Genomic DNA, 23968 nt, shown 5'->3' on the forward strand with positions numbered 1-23968 from the left:
ACGCCGTCGGACCCCCCGCGTAGCCTCGGCGCCGTGGCGGGGACTTCTTCAGCAGCGGGGCCGGGCCGATGAGTCTGGCGCTCTACCGCAGGTACCGGCCGGGCACGTTCGCCGAGGTCGTCGGGCAGGAGCACGTCACCGAGCCGCTGCGCACGGCGCTGTCGGCCGGCCGCATCAACCACGCCTACCTCTTCTCCGGGCCGCGCGGCTGCGGGAAGACCTCGAGCGCGCGGATCATGGCGCGCTCGCTCAACTGCGAGCAGGGCCCCACACCCGACCCGTGCGGCGTCTGCGAGTCGTGCATCGCCCTGGCGCCGAACGGGCCCGGGTCGCTCGACGTCACCGAGATGGACGCCGCCAGCCACAACGGCGTGGACGACGCGCGGGAGCTGCGCGACCGCGCACACTTCGCGCCGGTCAGCTCGCGCTACCGCGTCTTCATCATCGACGAGGCCCACATGGTGACCACGGCGGCGTTCAACGCGCTGCTCAAGGTCGTCGAGGAGCCGCCCGAGCACCTCATCTTCGTCTTCGCGACCACCGAGCCGGACAAGGTGCTGCCGACCATCCGGTCGCGCACCCACCACTACCCGTTCCGGCTGCTGCCGCCCAGCACGCTGCGCGGCCTGCTCGAGCGGATCTGCGCCGAGGAGGGGGTGTCGGTCGAGCCGGCCGTCTACCCGCTGGTGGTGCGCGCGGGCGGCGGGTCGGCGCGTGACTCGCTCTCGGTGCTCGACCAGCTGCTCGCCGGCGCGGACCACCAGGGCGTCACGTACGCGCGGGCGGTCGGGCTGCTGGGGGTCACCGACGTCGCGATCCTCGACGACGTCGTCGACGCCCTCGGCGCGCAGGACGGCGCGGCGGTGTTCGGCGCGGTCGACCGGCTCGTCGAGGCGGGGCACGACCCCCGACGCTTCGCGGCCGATCTACTGCAGCGGCTGCGGGACCTCATCCTCGTGCAGGCGGTCCCCGACGCGGCCGAGAAGAACCTGGTCGACGTCCCCGCCGACGAGCTCGAGCGCATGGTCGACCAGGCCCAGCGGCTCGGCCCGGCCGCGCTGGCCCGCCACGCGGAGCTCGTGCACACCGCGCTGACCGAGATGCGCGGGGCCACCGCCCCGCGGCTGCTGCTCGAGCTGGTGTGCGCGCGGATGCTGCTGCCGGCCGCGTCGGCGTCCGACGCGGCCCTCGTGCAGCGCCTCGAGGGCGTCGAGCGGCGGTTGCAGGCGGGTGCGACGGCGGGTGCGGGCGGTCCGCTCGCGCCGGGCGCCGGCCCAGCCGTCCCCGAGGAGGGCGGCGAGCCCCGCTTCCGTCGGCCCTCGCAGCGGCGGGAGGACGACGGCGCGCCGGCGCCCGCCACCCGGAGCGGCGACGGCGAGCACGCCCCGCCCGCCGACGCCCCGCCCGCCGACGTCCAGCCCGCCGATGCCCTGGACGCCACCGTCCAGCCGCCCACCGACCGCCCGACCGCCACGGTGGAGGCGCCGCGCGCCCCGGAACGCCGGCCCCGCGAGGACGCGCCCGCGGCCCCGGAACGTCCCGCGCCGCCGCGGCCGGCCCCGGAGCCGGCCGCCCCCGCCGCGGCGGAGGAGCCGGCGCCCGCCGCGGCCGCGCCGGGTGCGATGGACGCGGCCGGGCTGCGCCGGGTGTGGTCGGAGGTCATGAACGCGGTGCGCGAGTCGAGCAAGCCCACGCACGCGCTCCTGCTCAACGCCACCGTGGCCGCCGTCGAGGGCACCACGGTCACCCTGGCCATGCCGACCCCGCCGCTGGCCAAGCAGCTCTCCCAGCCCAACCGCGCGGGCCACGTCACCACCGCGCTGGGCCGGGTGCTGTCGGGGGAGTGGGCGCTGCGGGCCGTCGACGCCGAGGGCCACCAGCCGGGCGGCGCCGGCCCCGCGGGCGACGGGCGCGGGCGGGGCGGCCCGGCTCCGGCGGCCCCGTCCCGGGCGCAGAGCCCGTCCCGGGGCTCGTCCCCGCAGGGGCAGCCGGCCGCCCAGGGAGCCGGTGCGCAGCGCGGGGCGCGGGAGCCGTCGGGGTCGTCCGAGCGGTCGGCGGACCCCGAGCCGGGCGCACCCGCGGGGCGTCCGCAGTTCCAGCGCCCGAGCGCCCGGCAGGCCGGGGGTGCGGAGCGGGCCGCCGGCGGACGTCCGCCGGAACCCCCCGCAGGCCGCGGGGCGCCGCGACCGGCGGCCGCGCCCGCCGACATCCCGCCGCCCCCGGAACCTCCCGACGAGGAGGAGGTCACCGAGGAGGACATGTACGCCGAGGCCCACGCCGACCCGGGCTCCGGCGAGGCCGTCACCCGTCGCGACCCGGACGACATCGTCATGGAGCTGCTCACCCAGCAGCTCGGCGCCCGGCGGGTCGACGGCGGCCGGTGATCACCAGCACCTGGGGCAGGTCCGGGGCGGCGTGATCCTGCGCCACGTGCCCCTCGGCGGACGGCGGGGTCAGCCGAGGACGCGGCCCAGGAAGTCGATGGCCCGCGGGTAGGCGTCGAGCCGGTTGGCGCGCTTCGCGAGGCCGTGGCCCTCGTCGTCGTAGACCACCAGCTCGACCTCGACGCCGTTGTCCCGCACCGCCGCGGCCACCTGCTCGGCCTCGGAGAGCGGGACCCGCGGGTCGTTGCGGCCGTGGATGACGAACAGCGGCGCCCGCACGTCGGAGATGCGGCTCAGCGGCGAGGCCGACTCGAGGAACTCCCGGTCGCGCTCGAGCGAGCCGTACTCCCGCTCCCGGTGGGCCCGCCGGTACGGCGAGGTGTTCTCCAGGAACGTCACCAGCGAGGAGATCCCGACGATGTCGACGCCCGCGGCCCAGCGCTCCGGCTGGAACGCGACCCCGGCGAGCACCATGTAGCCGCCGTACGACCCGCCCCACAGGGCCGAGCGCGCGGGGTCGAGCCCGAGCGCGGGCAGGTGGTCGTGGATCGCGGCGAGGTCGGCGACCGAGTCGAGCCGGCGCTCGACGTCGTCGAGGGAGTACCAGCGCTTCCCGTAGCCGACCGACCCGCGCACGTTCGGCACCAGCACGGTGTGCCCCTGCGCGGTGAGCGCCTGCACGATCGGGGAGAACGAGCGCACCGACTGGCCCTCGGGGCCGCCGTGGACGATGAGCACGGTGGAGCCCGTGGGCGCACGCCCTTCCCCCGTCGCTCCGCTCGCCCCGGAAGGGGCGTAGACGAAGCACGGCACCGTCTCGCCGTCCGGAGTGGGGACCCCGACGCTGGTCGGCGTCACCAGCTCGAGGCCCTCGAGGTCGCCGGCCGACGACGCTGCCGTGCCGGTGCGCCCGGTCGTGGCGTCGACGAGGACGACGTCGGCCGGGGTCGTCGGCGAGGTCCAGGTCAGGGCCAGGCCCTGCGAGTCCGCCGACCAGCGGGGCAGCGTGAGGAAGTCCCCCACCCCGACGCCCGGCGTCACCACGTCGACGCGGTGCTCCCCGGTGGCCGCGTCGTGGATCGCGAGCCGGGAGGCGCCGTCGTCGTCGGTGACGACGAGCAGCAGCCGGCCGTCGGGGGAGAGGCGGCCGGTGACGTCGTGGGCGTCGTCGGTGACGAGCCAGGTCAGCGCGCCGGTGTCCGGGTCGAGGCGGGCGAGCCCGGTGAGGTCCCGGCCGGAGTTCGTGGTGACCACCGCGGCCGACGAGTCGGGGAACCACTGCAGCCCGGCGTAGATCGCCGGCTCCTCGGCGGAGGTGACCTCGCGGGTCTCGGCCCCGGCGAGCAGCAGGACCTGTGAGCTCATCGCCGGGATCCCGGGGCGGGTCATCAGCGCCCGCGAGCCGTCCGGGGCGACCGCGGCGCCCCCGACCATCCCGCCGCCGTCGTAGAGCACCGTCTCCGCGCCCGTCGCGATCTCGCGCAGCACGAGGTCGAAGTCGACGCCGTTGCGCCGGTTGGTGGCGTAGACGATCCGGCCGTCCTCGAGGACCTCGGCGAGGGAGTGGATGTGCTCCGGGTCGCGCACGAGGGGCTCGAGGCCGTCCTCGCCGAGCGGGTCCCCCACCTCGTCGGGACGCAGCAGCGAGAGCTGGGCGCGCTCGTCGCCGCCGGAGTCGTGGGAGACGACGACGGTGCGCGGCGAGACGCCCTTGAGGTAGCGCCCGGAGCAGGCCCCGGGCAGCGCGGTGAGCGTGTGTCGCGTGCCGTCCGGGTGCAGTTCCACGAGCTGCACGGAGCCGGAGGTGTCGTCCCCGGCGAGGACGCGCCCGTCGGGCTCGACGTCGAACGCGCGCCAGGTACGGGCGGAGAGCAGGCGGTGGACGAGGTCGGCGGTGTCGCTCACGGACGCCACTCTGCCCCACGTCCCGGCATGCCAGCGAAGCGTCGTTGCTTTCATCCAGTGGCAGGAAAGGCCCGTCGTCGCCCGGGTCGGACGTCGACGTGCCGAGACGTCCTACCCTGGGGGCGTGCAGCCAGGACAGCCGGACATGCCCGACATGGGCGCCCTCCTCCAGCAGGCCCAGGCCATGCAGGAGCAGCTCATGACCGCCCAGGCCGAGCTCGCGGAGACGGAGGTGACCGGCCAGGCCGGCAACGGCCTCGTCACGGTCACCCAGACCGCCGCCGGCGAGGTCCGCGGCATCACGATCGACCCGAAGGTGGTCGATCCCGAGGACGTCGACACGCTCCAGGACCTCATCCTGGGCGCCCTGGCGGCCGCGGCCGACAACGCCGCGCAGCTGCAGGCCGAGAAGATGGGGCCGCTCGCGGGCGGGCTGGACATGGGGGGCCCGGGAGGCGGGCTCGGTGGCCCGCAGCTGGGGGCCTAGGTAGGGCCGGAGCGACGGGATAGGTGAGCGGTGTTCGAGGGCCCGGTCCAGGACCTGATCGACGAGCTCGGCCGGCTCCCCGGGATCGGCCCGAAGAGCGCCCAGCGCCTGGCCTTCCACCTCCTCGCCGCCGAGGAGGCCGACATCACGCGCCTGCAGGACGCGCTGGCCCGGGTGAAGGCCGGGGTCGTGTTCTGCGAGGTGTGCGGCAACGTCAGCGAGAAGCCCCGCTGCCGCATCTGCTCGGACGCGCGCCGCGACGCCACGCTGGTGTGCGTCGTCGAGGAGCCCAAGGACGTCATGGCGGTGGAGCGGACCCGCGAGTTCCGCGGCCGCTACCACGTGCTGGGCGGCGCGCTCGACCCGATGGGCGGGATCGGGCCCGACCAGCTCCGCGTCCGGGAACTGCTCCGCCGCATCGGCGGCCAGGCGACCGAGGGCGGCGAGCAGGAGCCCGAGATCGCCGAGGTCATCCTCGCGATGGACCCGAACACCGAGGGCGAGGCGACCGCGACCTACCTCGTCCGCCTGCTCCGCGACTTCCCCGGGCTCACCGTCACCAAGCTGGCCAGCGGCCTGCCCATGGGCGGGGACCTCGAGTTCGCCGATGAGCTGACCCTCGGCCGCGCCCTCGCCGGGCGGCGCGGCGCGCTGTGACCTGACGGTCCTGTGCGTGCGTTCCCGTGTCTGGACACGGGAACGCACGCACGAGCGCGTTAGCGCAAAGCCCGGTTCACCGCCGACACCACGGCCTTCAGCGACGCGGTGAGGATCGAGCCGTCGATGCCGATGCCCCACACCTCGCGGTCGGCGCCGGCCCCGTCCCCGACGGCGGCCTCGACGTAGGCCGCGGCGCGGGCGTCGTCGCCGGCGGACATGGCGTGCTCGGCGTAGTCGAGGACGCGGACGTCGTAGCCGACCGAGGCCAGCGCGTCGACGAAGGCGGCGATCGGGCCGTTGCCGACCCCGGTTACGTCGTGCAGCTCGCCCTCGACGCGCAGCGTGGCCTCGAGCTCGGCCTTGCCGTCGTCGTGGGTCGACACCCGCGAGCTGACCAGCTCCAGCGGCGTGCGCCGCATGAGGTACTCCTCGGCGAAGATGTCGTACATCTCCTTCGCCGAGACCTCACCGCCCTCGGTGTCGGTCTGCTCCTGGACCCGCCGCGAGAACTCGATCTGCAGGCGGCGCGGCAGCTCGAGCTGGTGCTCGGTCTTCATCAGGTAGGCGACGCCGCCCTTGCCGGACTGCGAGTTGACCCGGATGACGGCCTCGTAGGTCCGGCCGACGTCCTTCGGGTCGATCGGCAGGTACGGGACCTCCCAGGGGTGCTCCTCCACCGGGTGCCCGGCGTCGGAGGCCTCCTGCCGCATCGCCTCCAGGCCCTTGTTGATCGCGTCCTGGTGGGAGCCGGAGAACGCCGTGAACACCAGGTCGCCGCCCCACGGGTGGCGCTCGCCGACGGGCAGCTGGTTGCAGAACTCGACGGTGCGCCGGACCTCGTCGATGTCGGAGAAGTCGATCTGCGGGTCGATGCCCTGGCTGAACAGGTTCATGCCCAGGGTCACCAGGCAGACGTTGCCGGTCCGCTCGCCGTTGCCGAACAGGCAGCCCTCGACGCGGTCCGCGCCGGCCTGCACGCCCAGCTCCGCGGCGGCCACGCCGGTGCCGCGGTCGTTGTGGGGGTGCAGCGACAGGATGATCGAGTCGCGGCGGGCCAGGTTGCGGTGCATCCACTCGATGGAGTCCGCGTAGACGTTCGGCGTCGCCATCTCGACCGTCGCCGGGAGGTTGACGATCATCGGCTTGTCGGGGGTCGGCTCCCAGACGTCGCCGACGGCGTCGACGATCTCCTTGGCGTAGGAGAGCTCGGTGCCGGTGTAGGACTCCGGCGAGTACTGGAAGCGCCAGTCGGTGCCCGGACGCTTCTCCGCCTCCCTGCGCACCAGCGTCGCGGCGTCGACCGCGATCTTCGTGATCCCGTCGCGGTCGGAGCGGAACACCACCCGGCGCTGCAGGATCGACGTCGAGTTGTAGAGGTGGACGACCGCGGAGTGCGCGCCCTCCAGCGACTCGAACGTCCGCATGATCAGCTCGGGCCGGGCCTGCGTCAGGACCTGGATCCGGACGTCGGCCGGGACCGCGTCCTGCTCGATGATCTCGCGGACGAAGTCGTAGTCGGTCTGTGACGCGGCCGGGAACCCGACCTCGATCTCCTTGTAGCCCATGCGCACCAGCAGGTCGAACATGCGGCGCTTGCGGGCGGGCGACATCGGGTCGATCAGCGCCTGGTTGCCGTCGCGCAGGTCGACCGCGCCCCACAGCGGCGCCGTGGTGATGACCTTGTCGGGCCAGGTCCGGTCGGGTACCGAGACCTTCTCGACCACCTCGGCGAACGGCTTGTACCGGTGCATCGGCATCCGGCTCGGCCGCTGGGTGTTCCAGAACGGCTGGTCGGCCGGGATGTCGCCGTCGGGATGGACGACGGTGTGACGGATGTCGCCGATCGGACCGTCGGGCATCGGCGTGGACATGCTCATGGTTCGTGATCTCCGTGCGGCGGTGCAGGGATCCCGGGGCGTCGCACCCGGGGGCGACCGGCGAGCGCGCATCACCCGCGGCGGGGAGCCGGTCTCGGTCAGACCCCGCCGCGGCTGGGAAGGAGCAGCACGCGGACCATCACCGACCACGGTAGACCCATCCGGCGGGATGCGGGCAAGCGGCGTCCCGACGGCGGGCGCGTCGCCACCCGGGGGCGACACGCGGCCGCCGCTGGTCACGACCCACCTACCACCGGGTAGCCCGACGTGCCATGATCTGCGTCATGTCGCAGGACACGGACACCGGTCAGCAGCGTCGCTCCTCCACCGGCCAGGACATGCGGGCGCTCGCGAGCAAGTCCTTGACGCTCGCCGCCTCGGTGATCCGCATCCTGACGGTCATCTTCGCGGCGATCCTGGTCATCCACGTGGTGCTGACGGTGGCCTCGGCCAACCCGACCAACGGCATCACGACGTTCTTCGCGAGCGCGGCGAACAACCTGACGCTCGGGATCGGCGACCTCTTCCTGCCGGCCAACGAGTCGCTCAAGGTGATCCTCAACTACGGCCTCGCCGCCGTGGTCTGGTTGATCATCGGCGTGATCATCGCCCGCATCCTCAACGCGCTCGCCCCCTGACACGGGGGCCGGACCACATCTCCCGGACCACCCCGGGGCGCTCGGTTAGGGTTGAGGACCGGTTCGGCACGCCGCCGGACCGAGGTCCCGTGGAACCCCGAAGAGCCGGAGGTCGGTCGAGGTGGCGCTCGTCGTCCAGAAGTACGGCGGGTCGTCCGTCCAGTCCGCGGAGCGCATCAAGCGCGTGGCGGAACGGATCCTGCGCACCCGCAAGGACGGCAACGACGTCGTCGTGGTCGCCTCCGCGATGGGGGACACCACCGACGAGCTCACCGACCTCGCGATCCAGGTGCACCCCAGCCCGCCGCCGCGCGAGCTGGACATGCTCCTGACGTCGGGTGAGCGCATCTCCAACGCGCTGCTGGCGATGGCGATCAACGCCCTCGGGGGTCGGGCGCGGTCGTTCACCGGCTCCCAGGCCGGGATGATCACCACGGGCAAGCACGGCGACGCGCGGATCCTCGACGTCACGCCGGGCCGCATCCACGCCGCGCTCTCCGAGGACGGGATCGCGCTCGTCGCCGGCTTCCAGGGCGTGAGCGCGGACTCCCGCGAGATCACGACGCTCGGCCGCGGCGGCTCGGACACCACGGCGGTCGCCATGGCGGCCGCGATGAAGGCCGACATCTGCGAGATCTACACCGACGTCGACGGCGTCTACTCGGCCGACCCGCGCATCGTCGGAGACGCCAAGCTGCTCGAGACCATCACCTACGAGGAGATGCTCGAGATGGCGGCCTGCGGGGCGAAGGTGCTGCACCTGCGCGCGGTGGAGTACGCGCGCCGCGAGGGCGTGCCGCTGCGGGTCCGCTCGTCGTACACCGACCAACCCGGCACGACGATCGTCGGGTCCATCGAGGAGCTCAGCGTGGAACAGGCGGTCCTGACCGGGGTGGCCCACGACCGGTCCGAGGCCAAGGTGACCGTCGTCGGCGTCCCCGACCAGCCGGGGTTCGCGGCGCGCATCTTCCGCGCCGTCGCCGACGTCGACATCAACATCGACATGGTGCTGCAGAACATCTCGCACCTGAAGACCGGCAAGACCGACGTGACGTTCACGCTCCCGGTCAAGGACGGTCCGAAGGCGGTGGAGGCGCTCGCCGCCGTGCAGGCCGAGGTCGGCCACGAGGAGGTCGTCTACGACGAGCACGTCGGCAAGGTGACGCTCGTCGGTGCGGGGATGCGCAGCCACCCCGGGGTGACCGCGACGTTCTGCGAGTCGCTCGCCCAGGCCGGGGTGAACATCGAGATGATGAACACCTCGGAGATCCGCATCTCGGCCCTCATCCGCGACACCCAGCTCGACGACGCCGTGCGTGCGCTGCACGAGGCCTTCGACCTCGGCGGGGACACCGAGGCCGTCGTGCACGCCGGCACCGGTCGGTAAGGAGACCAGGCAGTGACCACCCTCGCCATCGTCGGCGCCACCGGTGCGGTCGGCTCCGTCATGATCGACATCATCAACGCCCGCGAGTCGGTGCCGTGGTCGGAGATCCGGCTCATCGCCTCGCCGCGCTCGGCCGGCCGCCGGCTGACGGTCCGGGGCCGGGAGATCGAGGTCGTCGCGCTGTCCGCCGAGGCCTTCAACGGCGTCGACATCGCGATGTTCGACGTGCCCGACGAGGTCAGCGCCACGTGGGCCCCCGTCGCCGCCGAGCACGGCGCGATCGCGGTCGACAACTCGGGCGCGTTCCGGATGGACCCCGAGGTGCCGCTCGTGGTGCCCGAGGTGAACGCCGAGGCCGCCCACACCCGACCCAAGGGCATCGTCTCCAACCCGAACTGCACGACGCTGTCGATGATGGCCGCGATCGGGGCGCTGCACCGGGCGTTCACCCTCACCGAGCTCGTCGTCGCCTCGTACCAGGCGGCGTCCGGGGCCGGCCAGGAGGGCATCGACCGGCTGCAGGCCGAGATGTCGGCCGTCGCGGGCAAGGGCGTCGGGCACCGGGCGGGCGACGTCCGCGAGGCGCTGGCCGCGGCCGGGCTCGGCACGGACTCGCCGTTCCCCGCCCCGCTGGCGCTCAACGTGGTGCCGTGGGCCGGGTCGTGGCGCGACGGCGGGTGGTCCTCGGAGGAGCTCAAGGTCCGCAACGAGTCCCGCAAGATCCTCGGGATCGACGACCTCAAGGTCTCGGCCACCTGCGTCCGGGTCCCGGTCGTGACCACCCACGCGCTCGCCGTCCACGCGACGTTCGACGCGCCGGTGGACGTCGAGACCGCTCGGCAGGTGTTCGCCGCGCAGCCCTCGATCGTGCTCGTCGACGAGCCGCGCGAGGGCCGCTTCCCGACCCCGGCCGACGTCGTCGGGGAGGACCCCACCTACGTGGGCCGCATCCGGCAGGCGCTGGACTTCCCGAACACGCTCGACTTCTTCGTGTGCGGCGACAACCTGCGCAAGGGCGCGGCGCTCAACACCTACGAGATCGCCGAGGAGCTCGTCCGGAGCCGCTGAGGGCGCCGGTCTCACCCAGGGCCGGTCGGCGACGGACCATCGCTGACACGGCCCCATGATCACCAGGGCGACGAGGTCGTGGACGCGGGCCGTCCAGGAGCTCGTCCGGTCGGTGATCATGAGCCGGGAGCGGCCCTTTTCTTGACTGGTTCCAATCTGGGTGGCAGCGTGATGTCGTCATGACGATCAGCAGCGAGCGCCCCGGCGGCGCCTCCGATGTCGCCCCGCGAGACCCGCGGCACGACATCGGGGACGTCGTGTCCGCGCTGCGCGCCGTGGGACTGCGGGTCACCGCGCCCCGCCGGGCGGTGCTCACGGCGCTCGCCGACCACCCCCACGCCACGGCCGACGCGGTGGCCACCGCCGTCCGCGGCGAGCTCGGGTCGGTGTCCACGCAGGCGGTCTACGACGTCCTCGCGGCGTGCGTCGACGCCGGTCTGGTGCGGCGCATCGAGCCGGCCGGGTCGGCGGCGCGGTACGAGACGCGGACGGGCGACAACCACCACCACGTGGTCTGCCGCTCCTGCGGACGCACGGCCGACGTCGACTGCGTGGTCGACGAGCGCCCGTGCCTGACGCCGTCCGACGACCACGGGTTCGTGATCGACGAGGCCGAGGTCGTGTTCTGGGGGCTCTGCCCCGCATGCCGGACCACCCCGAGCGGGTAACCGACCCGATCCACCGATCCGCCCTTCCACCACCAGGAGAGGTGACAGTGACTTCCGCGAACGACCAGGCGCGCTACGCCACCGACGACGCCGGCATCCCGGCGCCCAGCCACGAGTTCTCGGCCACCGTCGGCACCAACGGACCGCTGGTGCTGCAGGACCACTACCTCATCGAGCAGATGGCGAACTTCAACCGGGAGCGCATCCCGGAGCGCCAGCCGCACGCGAAGGGCAGTGGCGCGTTCCTGAAGTTCGAGACCACCCAGGACGTGACCGCCTACACCAAGGCCGCCGTGTTCCAGCCCGGCGAGGTCACCGAAGGCATCATCCGGTTCTCCACCGTGGCCGGTGAGCGGGGCAGCCCCGACACCTGGCGCGACCCGCGCGGCTTCGCGCTGAAGCTGTGGACCCGCGAGGGCAACTGGGACATGGTCGGCAACAACACGCCGGTCTTCTTCATCCGCGATCCCATGAAGTTCCAGAACTTCATCCGGTCGCAGAAGCGCCTCGCCCGCAACGGTCTGCGCGACCACGACATGCAGTGGGACTTCTGGACGCTCTCGCCCGAGTCGAAGCACCAGGTCACGTGGCTGATGGGCGACCGGGGCATCCCGAAGACCTGGCGCCACATGAACGGCTACTCCAGCCACACCTACATGTGGATCAACGCCCAGGGCGAGGAGTTCTGGGTGAAGTACCACTTCAAGTCCGACCAGGGCGTGGAGTGCCTCACCGAGGAGGAGGCCGGCCGCCTCGCCGGTGAGGACGCCGACTACCACCAGCGCGACCTGTACGAGGCCATCGAGCGGGGCGAGTTCCCGTCGTGGACCCTCCACGTGCAGATCATGCCGTTCGAGGACGCCAAGACCTACCGGTTCAACCCGTTCGACCTCACCAAGGTGTGGCCGCACAGCGACTACCCGCTCCACGAGGTCGGGAAGTTGACGCTGAACCGGAACCCGGAGGACTACCACACCGAGATCGAGCAGGTCGCGTTCGAGCCGAACAACCAGCCCCCGGGCCTGGGTCTCTCGCCCGACAAGATGCTGCTCGCCCGCGGGTTCTCGTACGCGGACGCCCACCGCGCCCGCCTCGGGGTCAACTACAAGCAGATCCCGGTGAACTCGCCGCAGGGCACGACGGCGCACCCGTACACCGTCGCGGGCGCGATGCGGGTCGTGAACGCGCCCGACCCCGTGTACGCGCCGAACACCAAGGGCGGGCCGCAGACCACGGAGACGATCCAGCCGCCGACATGGTACTCCGACGGCGAGATCCAGCGGGTCGCCTACGTGGCGCACCCCGAGGACTCCGACGAGGGCCAGGCCCGGACGATGATGCTCGAGGTCTGGGACGACGACGCGCGTGACCGCTTCGTCGAGAACGTCTCCGGCCACCTGTCGAAGGGTGTCGGCGACGACGTGCTCGAGCGCGCCTTCGAGTACTGGAAGTCCATCGACCAGGGCATGGGCGAGCGCGTCGAGGCGCGCGTCCGTGAGCTGACCGGCAAGGAGCAGAAGGTCCTCTCGCAGAGCTGACCCCACTGCCCGGCGCGGCCCGTCCCCGACCCCGGGGGCGGGCCGCGCCGTGTTTGTGGCCGGCCGCAGCGGGCACCCTAGACTGGAACCATTCCAGAACACGGTCGTGAAGGAGCTGAGCGCCATGGCCACCACGCCCATCACCAGCCCGCTCTCCGACGAGGCCCGCGACGCCGTGGGCAGGGTCCTGCAGGACAGCGTCGTCGACTTCGTCGACCTGTCGCTGACCGCCAAGCAGTGGCACTGGAACGTCGTCGGGAGCAACTTCCGCGAGGCGCACCTGCACCTCGACGAGCTGGTCGACCTCGCCCGGACGTTCACCGACGAGGCCGCCGAGCGGGCCGCCACCCTGGGGGTGTCGCCCGACGGTCGCGCCGAGACGGTCGCCAAGGACAGCGGACTGCCCACCACCGACGCGGGGTGGCGGACGGTCGAGGACGTCAACCGCGCCGTCGTCGAGACCCTCGCCGGGCTCATCGCGCGCATGCGCGAGCGCATCGCCGCCACCGAGACGCCCGACCCGGTCACCCAGGACCTGCTCATCGCCCAGACGGCGAAGCTCGAGGAGGCCCACTGGATGTGGCAGGCCAAGACGGCCTGACCGCGGGCCCGCCTCCGTTCTGACCGAAGGGCCCCGTCGCTCGATCTCCTCGAGCGACGGGGCCCTTCGCTCGTGTCCGGGGATTCCGGCGAGGGGTGCCCACCGCCGGCTCTACCGAGCGACGGTGCCCATCGCTCAGTACTTGGTGGGAGCTCCCTCGGCGAAGTAGTGGCCCTTGTCGAGGTCCTCGATGAGACCCGGGCCGGACGGCGACCAGCCCGTCAGCTCGCGGGTGATCGCGCTCGACGCCGGGCTGTCGAGCTGCACGAACCCGGCCAGGAACCCGAACTGCTCGCCGGCCTCGTCGGCGCCGACCTGCCGCACCGGGACGTCCAGGTTCCGACCGATCGCCGCCGCGATGTCGCGGACCGGCACCCCCTCGTCGTCGACGGCGTGCAGCACCGACCCGGCGGGCGCGACCTCGATCGCCAGCCGGAAGAGCCGGGCGGCGTCGGAGCGGTGCACGGCGGTCCACCGGGCCGAGCCGTCGCCGAGGTACCCGGCGACACCGCGGCGGCGGGCCCCGGCGATGAGCGTGGGGATGAACCCCGCGTCACCGTCGCCGTGCACGGTCGGGGAGAGTCGCACGACCGAGGAACGCACCCGCGGCGCGAGCCCGAGCACGACGTCGGTCGACGCCTGGCGCCCGGCGGCCATGCTGTCGGCGCTCGGGACGTCCCGCTCGGTGGCCGGCACCCCGTCCACCGCCAGGCCCAGGACCCCGCCCGCGATGGTCAGCGCGCCGCCGTCGGGCAGTCCCTCGCCCAGGGCGCGGACGGCCGCGACGTCGGATCCGACGGCGTCGGCGAAGCCGCCGCTGAACGCGATGTCGTGCTTGAAGGCGAGGTGGACGACGGCGTCGGAGGCGGCGGCCGTCGCGCGCAGGAGGTCGAGGTCGTCGAGCCCGCCCCGGACGGCGGTGGCCCCGGCGGCCTCGACGGCGGCCGCCGAGGCGTCGGACCGGGCGAGCCCGGTGACCTGGTGCCCGGCGTCGATCAGCTCGGGGACGACGGCGGAGCCGATCCAGCCCGACGCCCCGGTGACGAACACGCGCATGAGAAGTCCCTTCCGACGGAGCTCTCGTCGCCCGATGTCAGCGACTGACATGAGCGTAGCACTCGATGTCAGCGGCTGACATCACTAGAGTGGCGGCATGGGTCGCTGGGTGCCGGGTGCGCGCGGGCGCCTGCAGCGCGCGGCCTTCGAGCTGTTCGCCGAGCGCGGGTTCGAGCAGACGACCGTCGCCGAGATCGCGGCCCGGGCCGAGCTCACCGAGCGCACGTTCTTCCGGCACTTCACCGACAAGCGCGAGGTGCTCTTCGCCGGTCAGGACGAGCTGACCACCCGGATCGTGGCGGCGCTGGCCGCGGCGCCCGCCGAGCTCTCCGCGCTCGACGCGGCGGTGGTCGCCGTCGAGGCCAGCGCGGAGGTCCTCGGGCCCCGGCCCGACGGGCCCCGCGCCCGGCAGACGGTCATCGACGCCCATCCCGAGCTGCGGGAGCGCGAGCTCATCAAGATGGAGGGCCTGGTCGCGGCGATCGCCGAGGGGCTCGGGCGGCGGGGCGTGCCCGCGGCGGCGGCGTCACTCGCGGCCTCGAGCGCGGTCGCCGTCTTCCGGATGGGCTTCGAGCGCTGGATCGGCGACGACGGCGGCCGGGGCGTCGAGGAGCACATCCGCGAGGCGCTCGTCGAGCTCCGCGAGGTGGCCGGCGCCTCGTGAGCACAAGCGACGAAGTCGCACCTAGGTGAGCGCCCGGGCGAGGTGCGACCGGCTCGCCTGCTCCAGGTGCGTCAGGTCGCTCGCGATGCTGACCCAGGTGAACCCGGCCGCCAACCGCTGCGCCGCCACCTCCCCGCTCGGGCAGTGGATCCCGACGGCGACCCCTGCCGCGGCCCCCGCGGCGAGGACCCGCTCCAGCGCGGCGGCGAACGCGTCGTCCAGCGCCGGGTCCGACGGCGTGGTGCCGCCGAGACCGAGCCGCAGGTCGGACGGGCCGATGTAGAGCCCGTCCACGCCGGGCGTCGCCGCGATCTCCTCGACGTGCTCGAGCCCCTCGGCCGTCTCGATCATCGGCAGGCAGAGGACCGCGGCGTCGGCCTCGGCCGGCGTCGTCGGGAACCGGAGCTCGGCGCGGACCGGTCCGTGCGAGCGCCGGCCCGCCGGGGGGTAGCGGCACGCGGCGACGGCGGCCCGGGCCTCGTCGGCGGTGTTCACCATCGGGACGATCACGCCGGCCGCCCCGACGTCCAGCGCCTGCCCGATCCAGAACTGCCGGTTGTCCTGCACCCGCACGAGGCCGGGGCAGCCGCACGCGTCGAGCGCGGTCATCCCGGTGAGCAGCGCCCGGTAGTCGAGCAGGCCGTGCTGGGCGTCGAAGCACACGTAGTCGTAGGCCACGCCCTCCGGGTCGGCCCCGGCGATCCGTTCGACGGCCTGCGGGTTGTCCGAGAGCATCCAGTAGCCCACGGTGCGTCCGCCCCCGCGCAGCTTCTCCGCCAGCGACATCGTGGTCACCCCTTGCTCCCGATCGGCAGCGGCATCCCGAGCGCCCGCCGGACGAACGCGATCTCCGCGGCGGTGTGCCGCAGCGTCTCCGCGACGACCAGCGAGCCGTGCCCGGCGTCGTAGCGGACCATCGCGTACTCCTTGCCGCGCTCGGCGAGCCCGTCCAGGTAGTTGTCGATCTGCCGGATGGGGCAGCGCGGGTCGTTCTCGCCCGCCAGCACGAGGACCGGCGCGGACACCGCGTCGAGGTAGGTCAGCGGGGACGCGGTCCGGTAGCGCTCGGGGACGTCACCGGGCGAGCCGCCGAAGAGCGACCGGTCGAACGCCCGCAACGGCTCCATCTCGTCCTCGTAGGCGGCGACGTAGTCCGCGACCGGGACGCCGGCGCACCCCACCGCCCAGCGCTCGGGCTGCACCCCCAGCCCGAGCAGGGTCAGGTAGCCGCCCCACGACCAGCCCTCGAGCACGCACGCGTCCGGGTCCGCCAGCCCGGACTCCACCGCCCACGCGTGCACGACCACGACGTCCTCCAGCTCGGTGGTCCCCGGCCGGCCCTCGATCGCGTCGCGCCAGGCCGAGCCGTAGCCCGACGAGCCCCGGTAGTTCACGTGGACCACCGCGAACCCGGCGTCGAGCCACACCGCGCGCACCGCGGAGTAGCGGTCCTCGTCCGCCGCCTGCGGGCCGCCGTGGATCATGAAGAGGGTCGGGACGGGTCCGGTGGTCCCCTCCGGCCGGGCGTAGAGGGCGTGGACGTCGCCCCCGGGTCCGGGGACCCAGGCGTCGTCGAGGCGCACCGACGGCGCCGGCCGGTCACCGGGAGGCGTCAGCAGGACCTCGTCGGTCCCGTCCGGGCGCAGCACCCGCACCGACGACGGCTGCTCGGCCGACGACCAGCCGTACTCGATCGACCCGTCGGGCCGCACGTCCGCGCCCCCGACCGACCCGCGCGCCGTCGGGAGGTCGGAGAGCTCCCCGGTCGTCAGGTCGTAGCGGTGCAGCGAGGTGCGCCCGGCGCGGGTGTGCGCGACGAGCAGCGCGGAGGCGTCCGGGTAGAACCCCGCGGAGAGGTCGCCGGGCAGGTCGATCGCCAGCTCCGTCTCGACGCCGGCCACCGGGTCCCAGAGCAGCAGCTCGTCGCGGCCGCGACGCTCGTGCCCGACCAGCAGCCGGGTGTCGCCCTCCACCGGGGCGAACTCGATCGGGTCCAGGCCCTTGCCCTCGCCGTCGTACAGGTCGGCGACCGCCGAGCCGTCGTGCACCCGCAGCACCCGGATCGCGGGGTGACGGGAGTCGCCGTGCTCGGAGTGCGAGATCGCGAGCAGCGTCTCGTCGCGGGAGAGCCCGCCGATCCCGGCGTCCTCGGTGTGCTCGTAGACCGTGCGCAGCGCCGCGTCGCCGACCGCCACCGCGAGCGTGGACCCGTCGTCGGTGGACCAGCCGATCGCCGTCGTCGTGGGCCCGAGGTCGAGCCCGGCCGGGTAGCCGCGCTCCGCGCCCGACACGGCCTGCTCGGCCTTCTCCCCGCCTACGGCGAAGGGTTCCCGGACCCAGGTACCGAACTCGTCGCCGTCGGTGTCGTCGAACCACCAGATGTCGGTGCCGTCGACCGAGACCGTGGCGCCGCGGGTGCCCTGCGGCCGGTCGGTGACCTGCCGATGGCTGTCGGCGTCGCGGTCCCAGGCGTACACCTCCCACGTGCCGCTGGCGTTGGAGGAGTAGACGCTGCGGGCGGGGGCATCGCGCGCCCAGTCGGGCACCGAGATGCGGGCGGCGGTGAAGCGGCCGCGCCAGCGGGTCTCGGCCGCGGCGTCGGCGAACAGCGCCTCGGGGACGTCGACGGTGGGGTCGTTGCGCTGGGGGCTCTCGGTGACCACCCGACAGATCATGCCCGCCCGGCGGCGTCCCGGCCGTCGGCCGTCCCGGTCAGCGGGGTACGGCGGTCGTCCGCACCAGCTCGGTGACGGAGTCCACGACGGCCGGCCACGACGCCGTCGGCGGCAGCCCGTGGCCCATGTCCGGGACCTCGAGCAGTCGGGCGCCGGGGATCGCCGCGGCGAGCGCGCGGCCGTGCGCCGGGGGGAAGAACGGGTCGCGGGCACCGTGGACGACGAGGGTGGGGATCTCGGCGAGCGCGGCCAGGTCGGCCGGGCCGTCGTCGGGGTCGGTGAGCAGGTCGTGGTTCGCGGCGGCCGCGAGGTCGCGGCTGCGGGCGACCACCCGCCGGGCGATCGCCCGGATCCGGTCCTCGTCGAACGTCCCCGCGCCCGCGGCCAGCCGCTCGCCCGCGACGAGCGCGGCGACGGCGGCCTCGGGATCGGCGGGGTCCGGCTCCGGGAGGCCGGCGAGCGCCGCCCGGACCTCGGGCGACATCCGCGGCAGCGGGCCGGGAAGGGGACCGACGCCCGTCGTCGCGACCAGCGTCAATGACGCGACGCGCTCCGGGGACCGCAGCGCGAGGTGCTGGGCGATCCCGCCGCCCATCGACAGGCCCACGACGTGGGCGCGCCCGGCGCCGAGCGCGTCGACGACGGCGAGGGCGTCGGCCCGCAGGTCCGCCGCGGTGTAGCTGGGGGCGCCGACGGGCCAGTGCGTCGACCCGCCGGTGTCCCGCGCGTCGTAGCGCGCCACCCGCAGGCCCGTCCCGGCCAGGTGGTCGCAGAACTCGTCGTCCCACCAGTCGCGCGAACACCGGCTGCCGGCGATCAGCAGCACCGGAGGGTGGTCGTCGTGCCCCCGGGTCTCGACGGCGAGCGTGGTCCCGTCCGGGCGCACAACGTTGTCCGCGTGGGTCACGGCTCCTCCCGGCGAGTGATGGCACTTCGCAACCAGTAGGCGGACCGTAGAACGGTCCGGTGGTAAAGTGCAACCACCATGGAGCGCGCACCGAGGTCGGGCTGCCCGATCAACCAGGCGGTGGAGGCGTTCGGGGACCGCTGGAGCCTGCTCGTGCTCCGCGACATCGTCTTCGGCGGGCGCCGGCACTTCCGCGAGCTGCTCGCGGGCAGCCAGGAGGGCATCGCCTCGAACATCCTCGCCGACCGGCTGCGGACCCTCGTCGCGTCCGGCCTGCTCACGCGGGACGACCCGGGGCGCGGCCGGCGGGCGACCTACAGCCTGACCGAGGCGGCGATCCAGCTCGTCCCGGTGTTCGCCGCGCTGGGCTCCTGGGGGCTGCGCCACCGGCCGACCGACGAGCCGCTGCGGGTCCGCGCGGAGCTGCTCGAGGAGGGCGGCCCGGCGCTGTGGGCGTCGTTCATGGACGAGCTGCGTGCGGTGCACCTGGGGGCGCCCGCCCCGGAGGGCCCGTCGGCGACCGAGCGGCTGGCCGAGGCGTACGCCGCGGCGATGGCGAGGCAGACTGCGGCCTCGTGATCGAGTCGCACGCCCACGGAACCGTCACCGAGCTGCGGATCGCCCGCCACGACCGCCGGAACGCGCTGAACACCGCGCACTGCCGCGACCTGCACGCCGCCCTCGACGAGGCGGTCGCCGGCGGGACGCGCGCGGTGGTGCTCACCGGTGAGGGCAGCGCGTTCTGCTCCGGCGCCGACCTCGACACCGTCGGCGACGCCGGGTTCCTCGACGCCCTCTACGCGATGCTGCAGCGGGTCGTCGCCGTGCCGGTGCCGGTGATCGCCGCGGTGCACGGCGCCGCGATCGGCGCGGGCACCCAGCTCGCGATCGCCGCCGACCTGCGGGTGGCGGCCGAGCGCGCCGTCTTCGCGCTCCCGACGGCGGCCCTCGGGCTCGCCGTGGACCCGTGGACGGTGCGGCGGCTGGCCCTGCTCGCGGGCGGCGGCCCGGCCCGACGGATGTTGCTGGCCTGCGAGCGTCTCGACCACGCCGCGGCGCTCGCGCACGGGCTGGTGGACCGGACCGGCTCCCCCGAGGACGCGCTGGCCTGGGCGGCGGAGATCGCGGAGCTCGCCCCGCTCACGCTGGCCTACAACAAGCTCGCGGTGAACCGGCTGTTCGAGGACGCCCGCGATCCCGAGACCCTCGACGCGGTGGGCGGGGCGTTCGCGGCCTGCTGGGCGAGCGAGGACCTCGTCGAGGGGCGTCGGGCGCGGGAGGAGAAGCGGCCGGCGCGGTTCCGGGGTCGGTAGCCCTCAGTCCTCGCCGGGCCAGTGCGCGAGCGTGTCGAGGTAGAGCTGCCGGACGCTCTCCACGTGCTCGTCGAGGTCGGCGGGGTCCCACGCCGACACGTCGATCGGCGGCAGCACCGCGACCTGCACGACGCCGGGATGGATCACCATCGCGTTGCGGCTCATCAGCTCGCCGGTGTTGCGGAACACCAGGGGCACCACCGGGACGCCCGCCTGCATCGCGAGGTGGAAGGCGCCCTTCTTGAACCGCCCGGGGCTCGGCGTCGCCGACCGGGTGCCCTCGGGCGCGATGACGACCGAGGTCCCGGCCCGGAGCCGCTCGACGGCGGGCTCGAGGGCCTTGCGGGCCTGGGCGTTGTCGGCGCGGTCGATGAACGCCGTCTCCAGCAGCCGCATGAGCGGGCCGAACAGCGGGTTGGTCGCCAGCTCCTTCTTCGCCACCGGCGCGAAGTTGCCGCGCAGCAGCCCGCCGAGCACGAGCACGTCGAGCTGGCTCTGGTGGTTGAACAGGAACACCGCGGGCTGGGAGTCCCAGATGTGGTGCGCGCCGTGCACGTCGAGCTGCACGCCCGAGGCGAGCAGCGACAGGTCGCCGCCGAGCCCGATCCCCAGGTTGAGCCCCGCGCGCCGCGACCCGCCCAGCAGGCCGAGCCCCAGCCCCGTCACGAACCCGCCCATCATCCCGGCGTACGTGGCCGCGGTGCGGGCCACCTCGACGGGGCCGGTCCACGGCCGGCCCTCGAAGTCGACGACGGGCCAGCCGCGCTCGGCGGCCGCGCGCCGCAGCCCGCCCGACGGGTTGACCGCGGTCGGGCGGCCGACGGTGGCCAGGAACGGCACGTCCTCGTTGCCGTTCGAGTAGGCGAAGCTCGCGTCGAGGTCGACCTGGTGGGCCGCGGCGAAGTCCTTGACCGCCGCCGCCTTGCCCTCGCCGTAGGGGGTGCGCCCCTCCGGGTGGCCGGTGAGCCTGCCGTGCTCGTCGATCTCGAGCGAGGTGTAGAGCGTGTGCTCGACGCCGAGGGCCTCCGCGGCCGGCCCGACCTGGAAGATCGTCGCGGACGAGGCCAGCACCACCGTGTGCCCGCGCTCGAGGTGGGCGCGCACCAGCCGCCAGGCCTCCGGGTAGACCGAGGGCCCGATCTCGTCGCGGAAGAGCTGCCGGCCGAGCTTCTCCAGTTCCTCGGGGGTGCGCCCGGCCCAGGTGCGGCCGGTGATCTGGAGGAACTTCCGGAAGTCCTCCTCGGTCTCCAGCGACTGCGTCAGCCCCGTGACGAGGGTCCGCGCCGTCGTCGCCGGGTGGACGTCGAAGTGACGGAGGTGGTGGCGCATGAAGGCCGTCACCGAGTAGCCGGCGATCACGGTGCCGTCGTAGTCGAAGAACGCCCCGACCTGCGGCCCCTCCGGGCTGTTCGCGACGTCCTCGAGCAGTTGCGCGGCGACGCCGCCGGCCACGTCAGGGTCGGACACCGGTGCTCTCCTGTCGGTTGCGGGCGTCGGTCTCGTCGATGCGGACGACCCGCCCGACCACGGCGCGCACCTCGTCGGCGAACGCGCGGCGGCGCGCGGCCAGGTCGGCGTGCTCCGCCTCGACGCTCGTGCCGCGCGCGGCGGCGCCGCCGGTGTCGGGGACCTCCACGAGCCCTCTATTGCCCGCCAGACGCAGTGCCGATGCGAACAGCTCCCGACTCAGTGCCTCCGGGCCGTGCAACCGGCCCTGCAGCAGCAGCTGCTGCCCGACCGCGGAGCAGTCGTCGAACAGCTCGGACTCGACCACCGGCCGGGTCACGTCCCACGCCGCCAGCCGCTCCGCGAAGAGCCACTGGGCGTCCACGAACGAGCGCAGCACGCGGTGCGCGCAGAGGAACTTGCTCGCGAGCAGGATCTCCTTGGTGCGCGACACCGGCCGCCCGACCTCGGTCCAGTCCGGGTCGATCAGCGAGAGCTCCGCGGCCAGCTCGGCGCGGAAGGTCTCCTTGTCCGGGAAGAAGAACTCATACTTGAGCAGGTCCCGCAGCGCGAGCGCGTGGGTGAACCCGGCCGCCAGGGCGGCGCGGCCGTCGTCGTCGTCGTCGACCTCGAGGACCGAGAGCTCGACGATCGCGCGGTTGACGAAGTGGTGGATCGCCGAGTTCCGGTAGAAGGCCGCGACGATGTGGTGGCCCGGCTCCACCGAGAAGACCGGCTCGGTGCCCTCGGTGTAGGCGCTGACCACCTGCTGCTGGCGCAGCGAGAGCAGCGCCTCCGCGACACCGCCGTTGGTGCGCAGCGACTCGACGCCGGTGTGCGGGAGCTTCCGGGACTCGACGTAGTCGAGTACCGGCTCCACCACCCGGCGGACCTGCGAGAGCGTCAGCGCCCGGTCCCGGACGCCGAGGAGCGCCAGCGCGGCGAGCGCGATCGGGGTGACCGGGGTGACCCGGTTGATGCGCACGAAGACCTCGAAGGCGGTCTTCTGCAGGGCGAGACGGCGGGCCGACGCGTCGGTGGCGTCCCCGTCGACGTCGTCGGGGCTGCGCTCGAGGGCCGGGTCGCCCGCGCTGGAGAGCGCCTGGCGCAGCGAGAGCGGCTCCCCGAAGCTCACGTGCAGCTTCCCGACGGGACGACGCTGGGCACGGGCGTACCCGGCCAGCCAGCGCAGCCCCTCGGGCGTCTTGGCGGTGCCGGTCTGCTCCGCCGCCATCTGGTGCACTTCCTGCAGCTGGTCGTGCATGATCGACACCGGCACCAGGTACACGTCGGCGGCCCGGCGGGTCTCCACCGCGTGCGCGACGTCGGACAGCAGCCCGTACTTCGGCGGCCGCAGCTTCCCGGTCCGCGACCGGCCGCCCTCCATGTACCACTCGAGGTTGAAGCGCTTCGCGACGAGCCACGAGAAGTACTCGCGCACGACCGCCTTGTAGACCAGGTCCTTGCCGAAGCTGCGACGGATGAAGATGATCCCGCTGCGCCGCGCCAGGGCCTCCAGGCCCCAGATGCGCAGGTTGTTGCCGCCGAGGACGTGGTTGCGCGGGAAGTCGTTCTCCCGCAGCACCTCGGCCAGCACGAACGGGTCGGTGTAGGAGCGGTGCGAGGGCAGGAACACCAGGGCGTGCTCGGCGCCGAGCTCGCGCAGCGGCTCGAGGCCGCTGGTGTCGGCGTGCACCTCCCAGGCACGGTCGTGCATCGGGCGCAGCACGCCGGAGAACAGGTCGACCGCCGTCGGGTCCATCGCGGCGACCAGGCTCTGCAGGTCCTTCTCCGCCTCGGCGGCGATCTCCTCCTCTCCCCGGCCGGTCTCGACGGCGAGCCGGCGGACCTCGCGGGCGAAGTGGGCGCCGCCGACGATCTGGTCGCTGACCTCCCGCGGCACCTTCGAGCGGTTGCCCAGCACACCGCGCTCCGCCCGGTCGAGCGCCAGCGTGGCCTGCTGGGCGACGAAGCGGACGAAGTCCTCGGTGTGGGTGCCCATCCGCTCGCGGCGGTGGCGCAGCATCAGCTCGCGCACGGTGGCGGGGCGCCCGACGACGATGCGGTGCCGGGCCCCCTCGCTGTGTCCCTGGTCCGCCCGGCTCGCCCGGCGGGCCCGGGCGCGGTCGCGCAGGCGGGAGCGACGCGTGACCGCGTCGAGCAGGCGCAGCAACGGCTTCTCGGGCGCGGGACCCGCGGGTTCCCACACCAGCCGCAGCGGCACCAGGAGCGGGTTGTCGCCCCGGGTCAGCCGCGCGGCGAGCTGCTCGCCCTGGGCGGGCACCGTCTCCACCCGGCGGCCGTTGTCCGGGGCGGCCGTCGTGAGCCACCGGTCGATGAGCCGGCTCTCGAGCCCGCTGGGGGCGTCGACGAGGACGACGAGGGCCCGGTCACCGGGGTCGGGCAGGGACGCCACGTGCGGGGCCGGGCCGGGGATCCCGACGGGGCCCACGCCGGTCAGCCGGCCCGCCGCCGAGGGGTCCGGCGGCTCCGAGGGCGAGGCGGCGGAGACGGACGGGGACTCCACGGTGCACCTCCCGCACGACGTCCCGCGCGGTCCGGAGGGAGGCACGCGGGTGGGGTCACCCTACCCGGCGGTCACCGCTGCGGGTCGGGGTCGCGACGCGTGGTGATCCCGGTGACCGCGTCGCCCGACGGGTGCGCGGGTACGCATCCGACGACAACGGATCCCCA

Annotated in this window: 20 protein-coding genes; 12 read left to right on the top strand and 8 right to left on the bottom strand. The window is 74.0% G+C overall.

What is annotated here, in order from left to right:
* The first annotated feature begins 68 nt into the window (after positions 1-68).
* A complete protein-coding gene (locus HH311_RS20490) occupies positions 69-2384 on the top strand; it encodes a DNA polymerase III subunit gamma and tau (RefSeq protein ID WP_169185547.1) in 2316 nt (771 codons plus the stop codon).
* Positions 2385-2453: 69 nt separating this feature from the next.
* Here the strand turns inward: HH311_RS20490 and HH311_RS20495 are convergent, their stop codons facing one another.
* Positions 2454-4289 carry a S9 family peptidase gene (locus HH311_RS20495; protein ID WP_312030276.1) on the bottom strand — a complete coding sequence of 612 codons (1836 nt, stop codon included), beginning with the start codon at positions 4287-4289 and terminating at the stop codon, positions 2454-2456.
* A 145-nt stretch (positions 4290-4434) separates the two neighbouring features.
* Here HH311_RS20495 and HH311_RS20500 point away from each other — a divergent pair, with 145 nt between their 5' ends.
* The gene (locus HH311_RS20500; RefSeq protein ID WP_169185656.1) at positions 4435-4776 is read left to right on the top strand and encodes a YbaB/EbfC family nucleoid-associated protein; all 342 of its coding nucleotides are present in this window, start codon (positions 4435-4437) and stop codon (positions 4774-4776) included.
* Positions 4777-4806: 30 nt separating this feature from the next.
* Positions 4807-5433 carry a recombination mediator RecR gene (gene recR, locus HH311_RS20505; RefSeq protein WP_169185549.1) on the top strand — a complete coding sequence of 209 codons (627 nt, stop codon included), beginning with the start codon at positions 4807-4809 and terminating at the stop codon, positions 5431-5433.
* A gap of 59 nt (positions 5434-5492) precedes the next feature.
* Here recR and leuA read toward each other — a convergent pair whose 3' ends face one another.
* Positions 5493-7295: a 2-isopropylmalate synthase gene (gene leuA, locus HH311_RS20510; protein ID WP_169185657.1), complete on the bottom strand. Its 1803-nt coding sequence runs from the start codon at positions 7293-7295 to the stop codon at positions 5493-5495.
* A 302-nt stretch (positions 7296-7597) separates the two neighbouring features.
* Here leuA and HH311_RS20515 point away from each other — a divergent pair, with 302 nt between their 5' ends.
* From HH311_RS20515 to HH311_RS20540, 6 genes are all read left to right on the top strand, one after another.
* Positions 7598-7951, top strand: coding sequence for a hypothetical protein (locus HH311_RS20515; RefSeq protein ID WP_169185550.1), 354 nt, complete (start codon positions 7598-7600; stop codon positions 7949-7951).
* A 121-nt stretch (positions 7952-8072) separates the two neighbouring features.
* Positions 8073-9338, top strand: a complete 1266-nt coding sequence (locus tag HH311_RS20520) for an aspartate kinase (protein ID WP_169185551.1) — start codon at positions 8073-8075, stop codon at positions 9336-9338.
* Positions 9339-9350: 12 nt separating this feature from the next.
* On the top strand, positions 9351-10406 hold the full coding sequence (locus HH311_RS20525; RefSeq protein WP_169185552.1) for an aspartate-semialdehyde dehydrogenase: 1056 nt from the start codon (positions 9351-9353) through the stop codon (positions 10404-10406).
* 179 nt (positions 10407-10585) lie between these two features.
* A complete protein-coding gene (locus HH311_RS20530; protein WP_169185553.1) occupies positions 10586-11074 on the top strand; it encodes a Fur family transcriptional regulator in 489 nt (162 codons plus the stop codon).
* Positions 11075-11115: 41 nt separating this feature from the next.
* Entirely contained in the window at positions 11116-12612 is a 1497-nt protein-coding gene (locus tag HH311_RS20535) for a catalase (protein WP_312030277.1), read from the top strand.
* Positions 12613-12736: 124 nt separating this feature from the next.
* Complete coding sequence (locus HH311_RS20540) at positions 12737-13213, top strand: Dps family protein (protein ID WP_169185554.1); 477 nt, start codon at positions 12737-12739, stop codon at positions 13211-13213.
* A 135-nt stretch (positions 13214-13348) separates the two neighbouring features.
* Here the strand turns inward: HH311_RS20540 and HH311_RS20545 are convergent, their stop codons facing one another.
* Positions 13349-14269 carry an SDR family oxidoreductase gene (locus HH311_RS20545; RefSeq protein WP_169185555.1) on the bottom strand — a complete coding sequence of 307 codons (921 nt, stop codon included), beginning with the start codon at positions 14267-14269 and terminating at the stop codon, positions 13349-13351.
* Between the two features lie 97 nt (positions 14270-14366).
* Here HH311_RS20545 and HH311_RS20550 point away from each other — a divergent pair, with 97 nt between their 5' ends.
* Positions 14367-14933, top strand: a complete 567-nt coding sequence (locus HH311_RS20550; RefSeq protein ID WP_169185556.1) for a TetR/AcrR family transcriptional regulator — start codon at positions 14367-14369, stop codon at positions 14931-14933.
* A gap of 21 nt (positions 14934-14954) precedes the next feature.
* On the opposite strand, the gene HH311_RS20555 is transcribed toward HH311_RS20550, so the two are convergent.
* Genes HH311_RS20555 through HH311_RS20565 form a run of 3 tightly spaced genes read right to left on the bottom strand, consistent with a single transcriptional unit; the run spans position 14955 to position 18515 of the window.
* Positions 14955-15719, bottom strand: coding sequence for an HpcH/HpaI aldolase/citrate lyase family protein (locus HH311_RS20555; protein WP_169185659.1), 765 nt, complete (start codon positions 15717-15719; stop codon positions 14955-14957).
* 5 nt (positions 15720-15724) lie between these two features.
* Positions 15725-17596: a prolyl oligopeptidase family serine peptidase gene (locus HH311_RS20560; RefSeq protein WP_312030278.1), complete on the bottom strand. Its 1872-nt coding sequence runs from the start codon at positions 17594-17596 to the stop codon at positions 15725-15727.
* A 49-nt stretch (positions 17597-17645) separates the two neighbouring features.
* On the bottom strand, positions 17646-18515 hold the full coding sequence (locus tag HH311_RS20565; RefSeq protein ID WP_169185558.1) for an alpha/beta fold hydrolase: 870 nt from the start codon (positions 18513-18515) through the stop codon (positions 17646-17648).
* A gap of 78 nt (positions 18516-18593) precedes the next feature.
* Here HH311_RS20565 and HH311_RS20570 point away from each other — a divergent pair, with 78 nt between their 5' ends.
* Entirely contained in the window at positions 18594-19094 is a 501-nt protein-coding gene (locus tag HH311_RS20570) for a helix-turn-helix domain-containing protein (RefSeq protein WP_169185559.1), read from the top strand.
* Positions 19091-19828, top strand: coding sequence for an enoyl-CoA hydratase (locus HH311_RS20575; protein WP_169185560.1), 738 nt, complete (start codon positions 19091-19093; stop codon positions 19826-19828). The genes HH311_RS20570 and HH311_RS20575 overlap by 4 nt, the downstream gene beginning before the upstream one ends.
* Before the next feature lie 3 nt (positions 19829-19831).
* On the opposite strand, the gene HH311_RS20580 is transcribed toward HH311_RS20575, so the two are convergent.
* Positions 19832-21295, bottom strand: a complete 1464-nt coding sequence (locus tag HH311_RS20580; RefSeq protein WP_312030279.1) for an HAD-IB family hydrolase — start codon at positions 21293-21295, stop codon at positions 19832-19834.
* Positions 21282-23801, bottom strand: a complete 2520-nt coding sequence (locus HH311_RS20585) for a glycerol-3-phosphate 1-O-acyltransferase (protein ID WP_211190560.1) — start codon at positions 23799-23801, stop codon at positions 21282-21284. The genes HH311_RS20580 and HH311_RS20585 overlap by 14 nt, the downstream gene beginning before the upstream one ends.
* Positions 23802-23968: the final 167 nt, after the last annotated feature.

The organism is Actinomycetospora sp. TBRC 11914, from assembly GCF_012933465.1.
In the GTDB taxonomy this organism is placed as follows: Bacteria; Actinomycetota; Actinomycetes; order Mycobacteriales; family Pseudonocardiaceae; genus Actinomycetospora.

Coding starts and splice junctions, on each gene's coding strand:
- HH311_RS20570 (WP_169185559.1), top strand. CDS start 18,594: ATGGAGCGCGCACCGAGGTCGGGCTGCCCGATCAACCAGGCGGTGGAG.
- leuA (WP_169185657.1), bottom strand. CDS start 7,295: ATGCCCGACGGTCCGATCGGCGACATCCGTCACACCGTCGTCCATCCC.
- HH311_RS20550 (WP_169185556.1), top strand. CDS start 14,367: ATGGGTCGCTGGGTGCCGGGTGCGCGCGGGCGCCTGCAGCGCGCGGCC.
- HH311_RS20545 (WP_169185555.1), bottom strand. CDS start 14,269: ATGCGCGTGTTCGTCACCGGGGCGTCGGGCTGGATCGGCTCCGCCGTC.
- HH311_RS20490 (WP_169185547.1), top strand. CDS start 69: ATGAGTCTGGCGCTCTACCGCAGGTACCGGCCGGGCACGTTCGCCGAG.
- HH311_RS20555 (WP_169185659.1), bottom strand. CDS start 15,719: ATGTCGCTGGCGGAGAAGCTGCGCGGGGGCGGACGCACCGTGGGCTAC.
- HH311_RS20515 (WP_169185550.1), top strand. CDS start 7,598: ATGTCGCAGGACACGGACACCGGTCAGCAGCGTCGCTCCTCCACCGGC.
- HH311_RS20530 (WP_169185553.1), top strand. CDS start 10,586: ATGACGATCAGCAGCGAGCGCCCCGGCGGCGCCTCCGATGTCGCCCCG.
- HH311_RS20540 (WP_169185554.1), top strand. CDS start 12,737: ATGGCCACCACGCCCATCACCAGCCCGCTCTCCGACGAGGCCCGCGAC.
- HH311_RS20500 (WP_169185656.1), top strand. CDS start 4,435: ATGCCCGACATGGGCGCCCTCCTCCAGCAGGCCCAGGCCATGCAGGAG.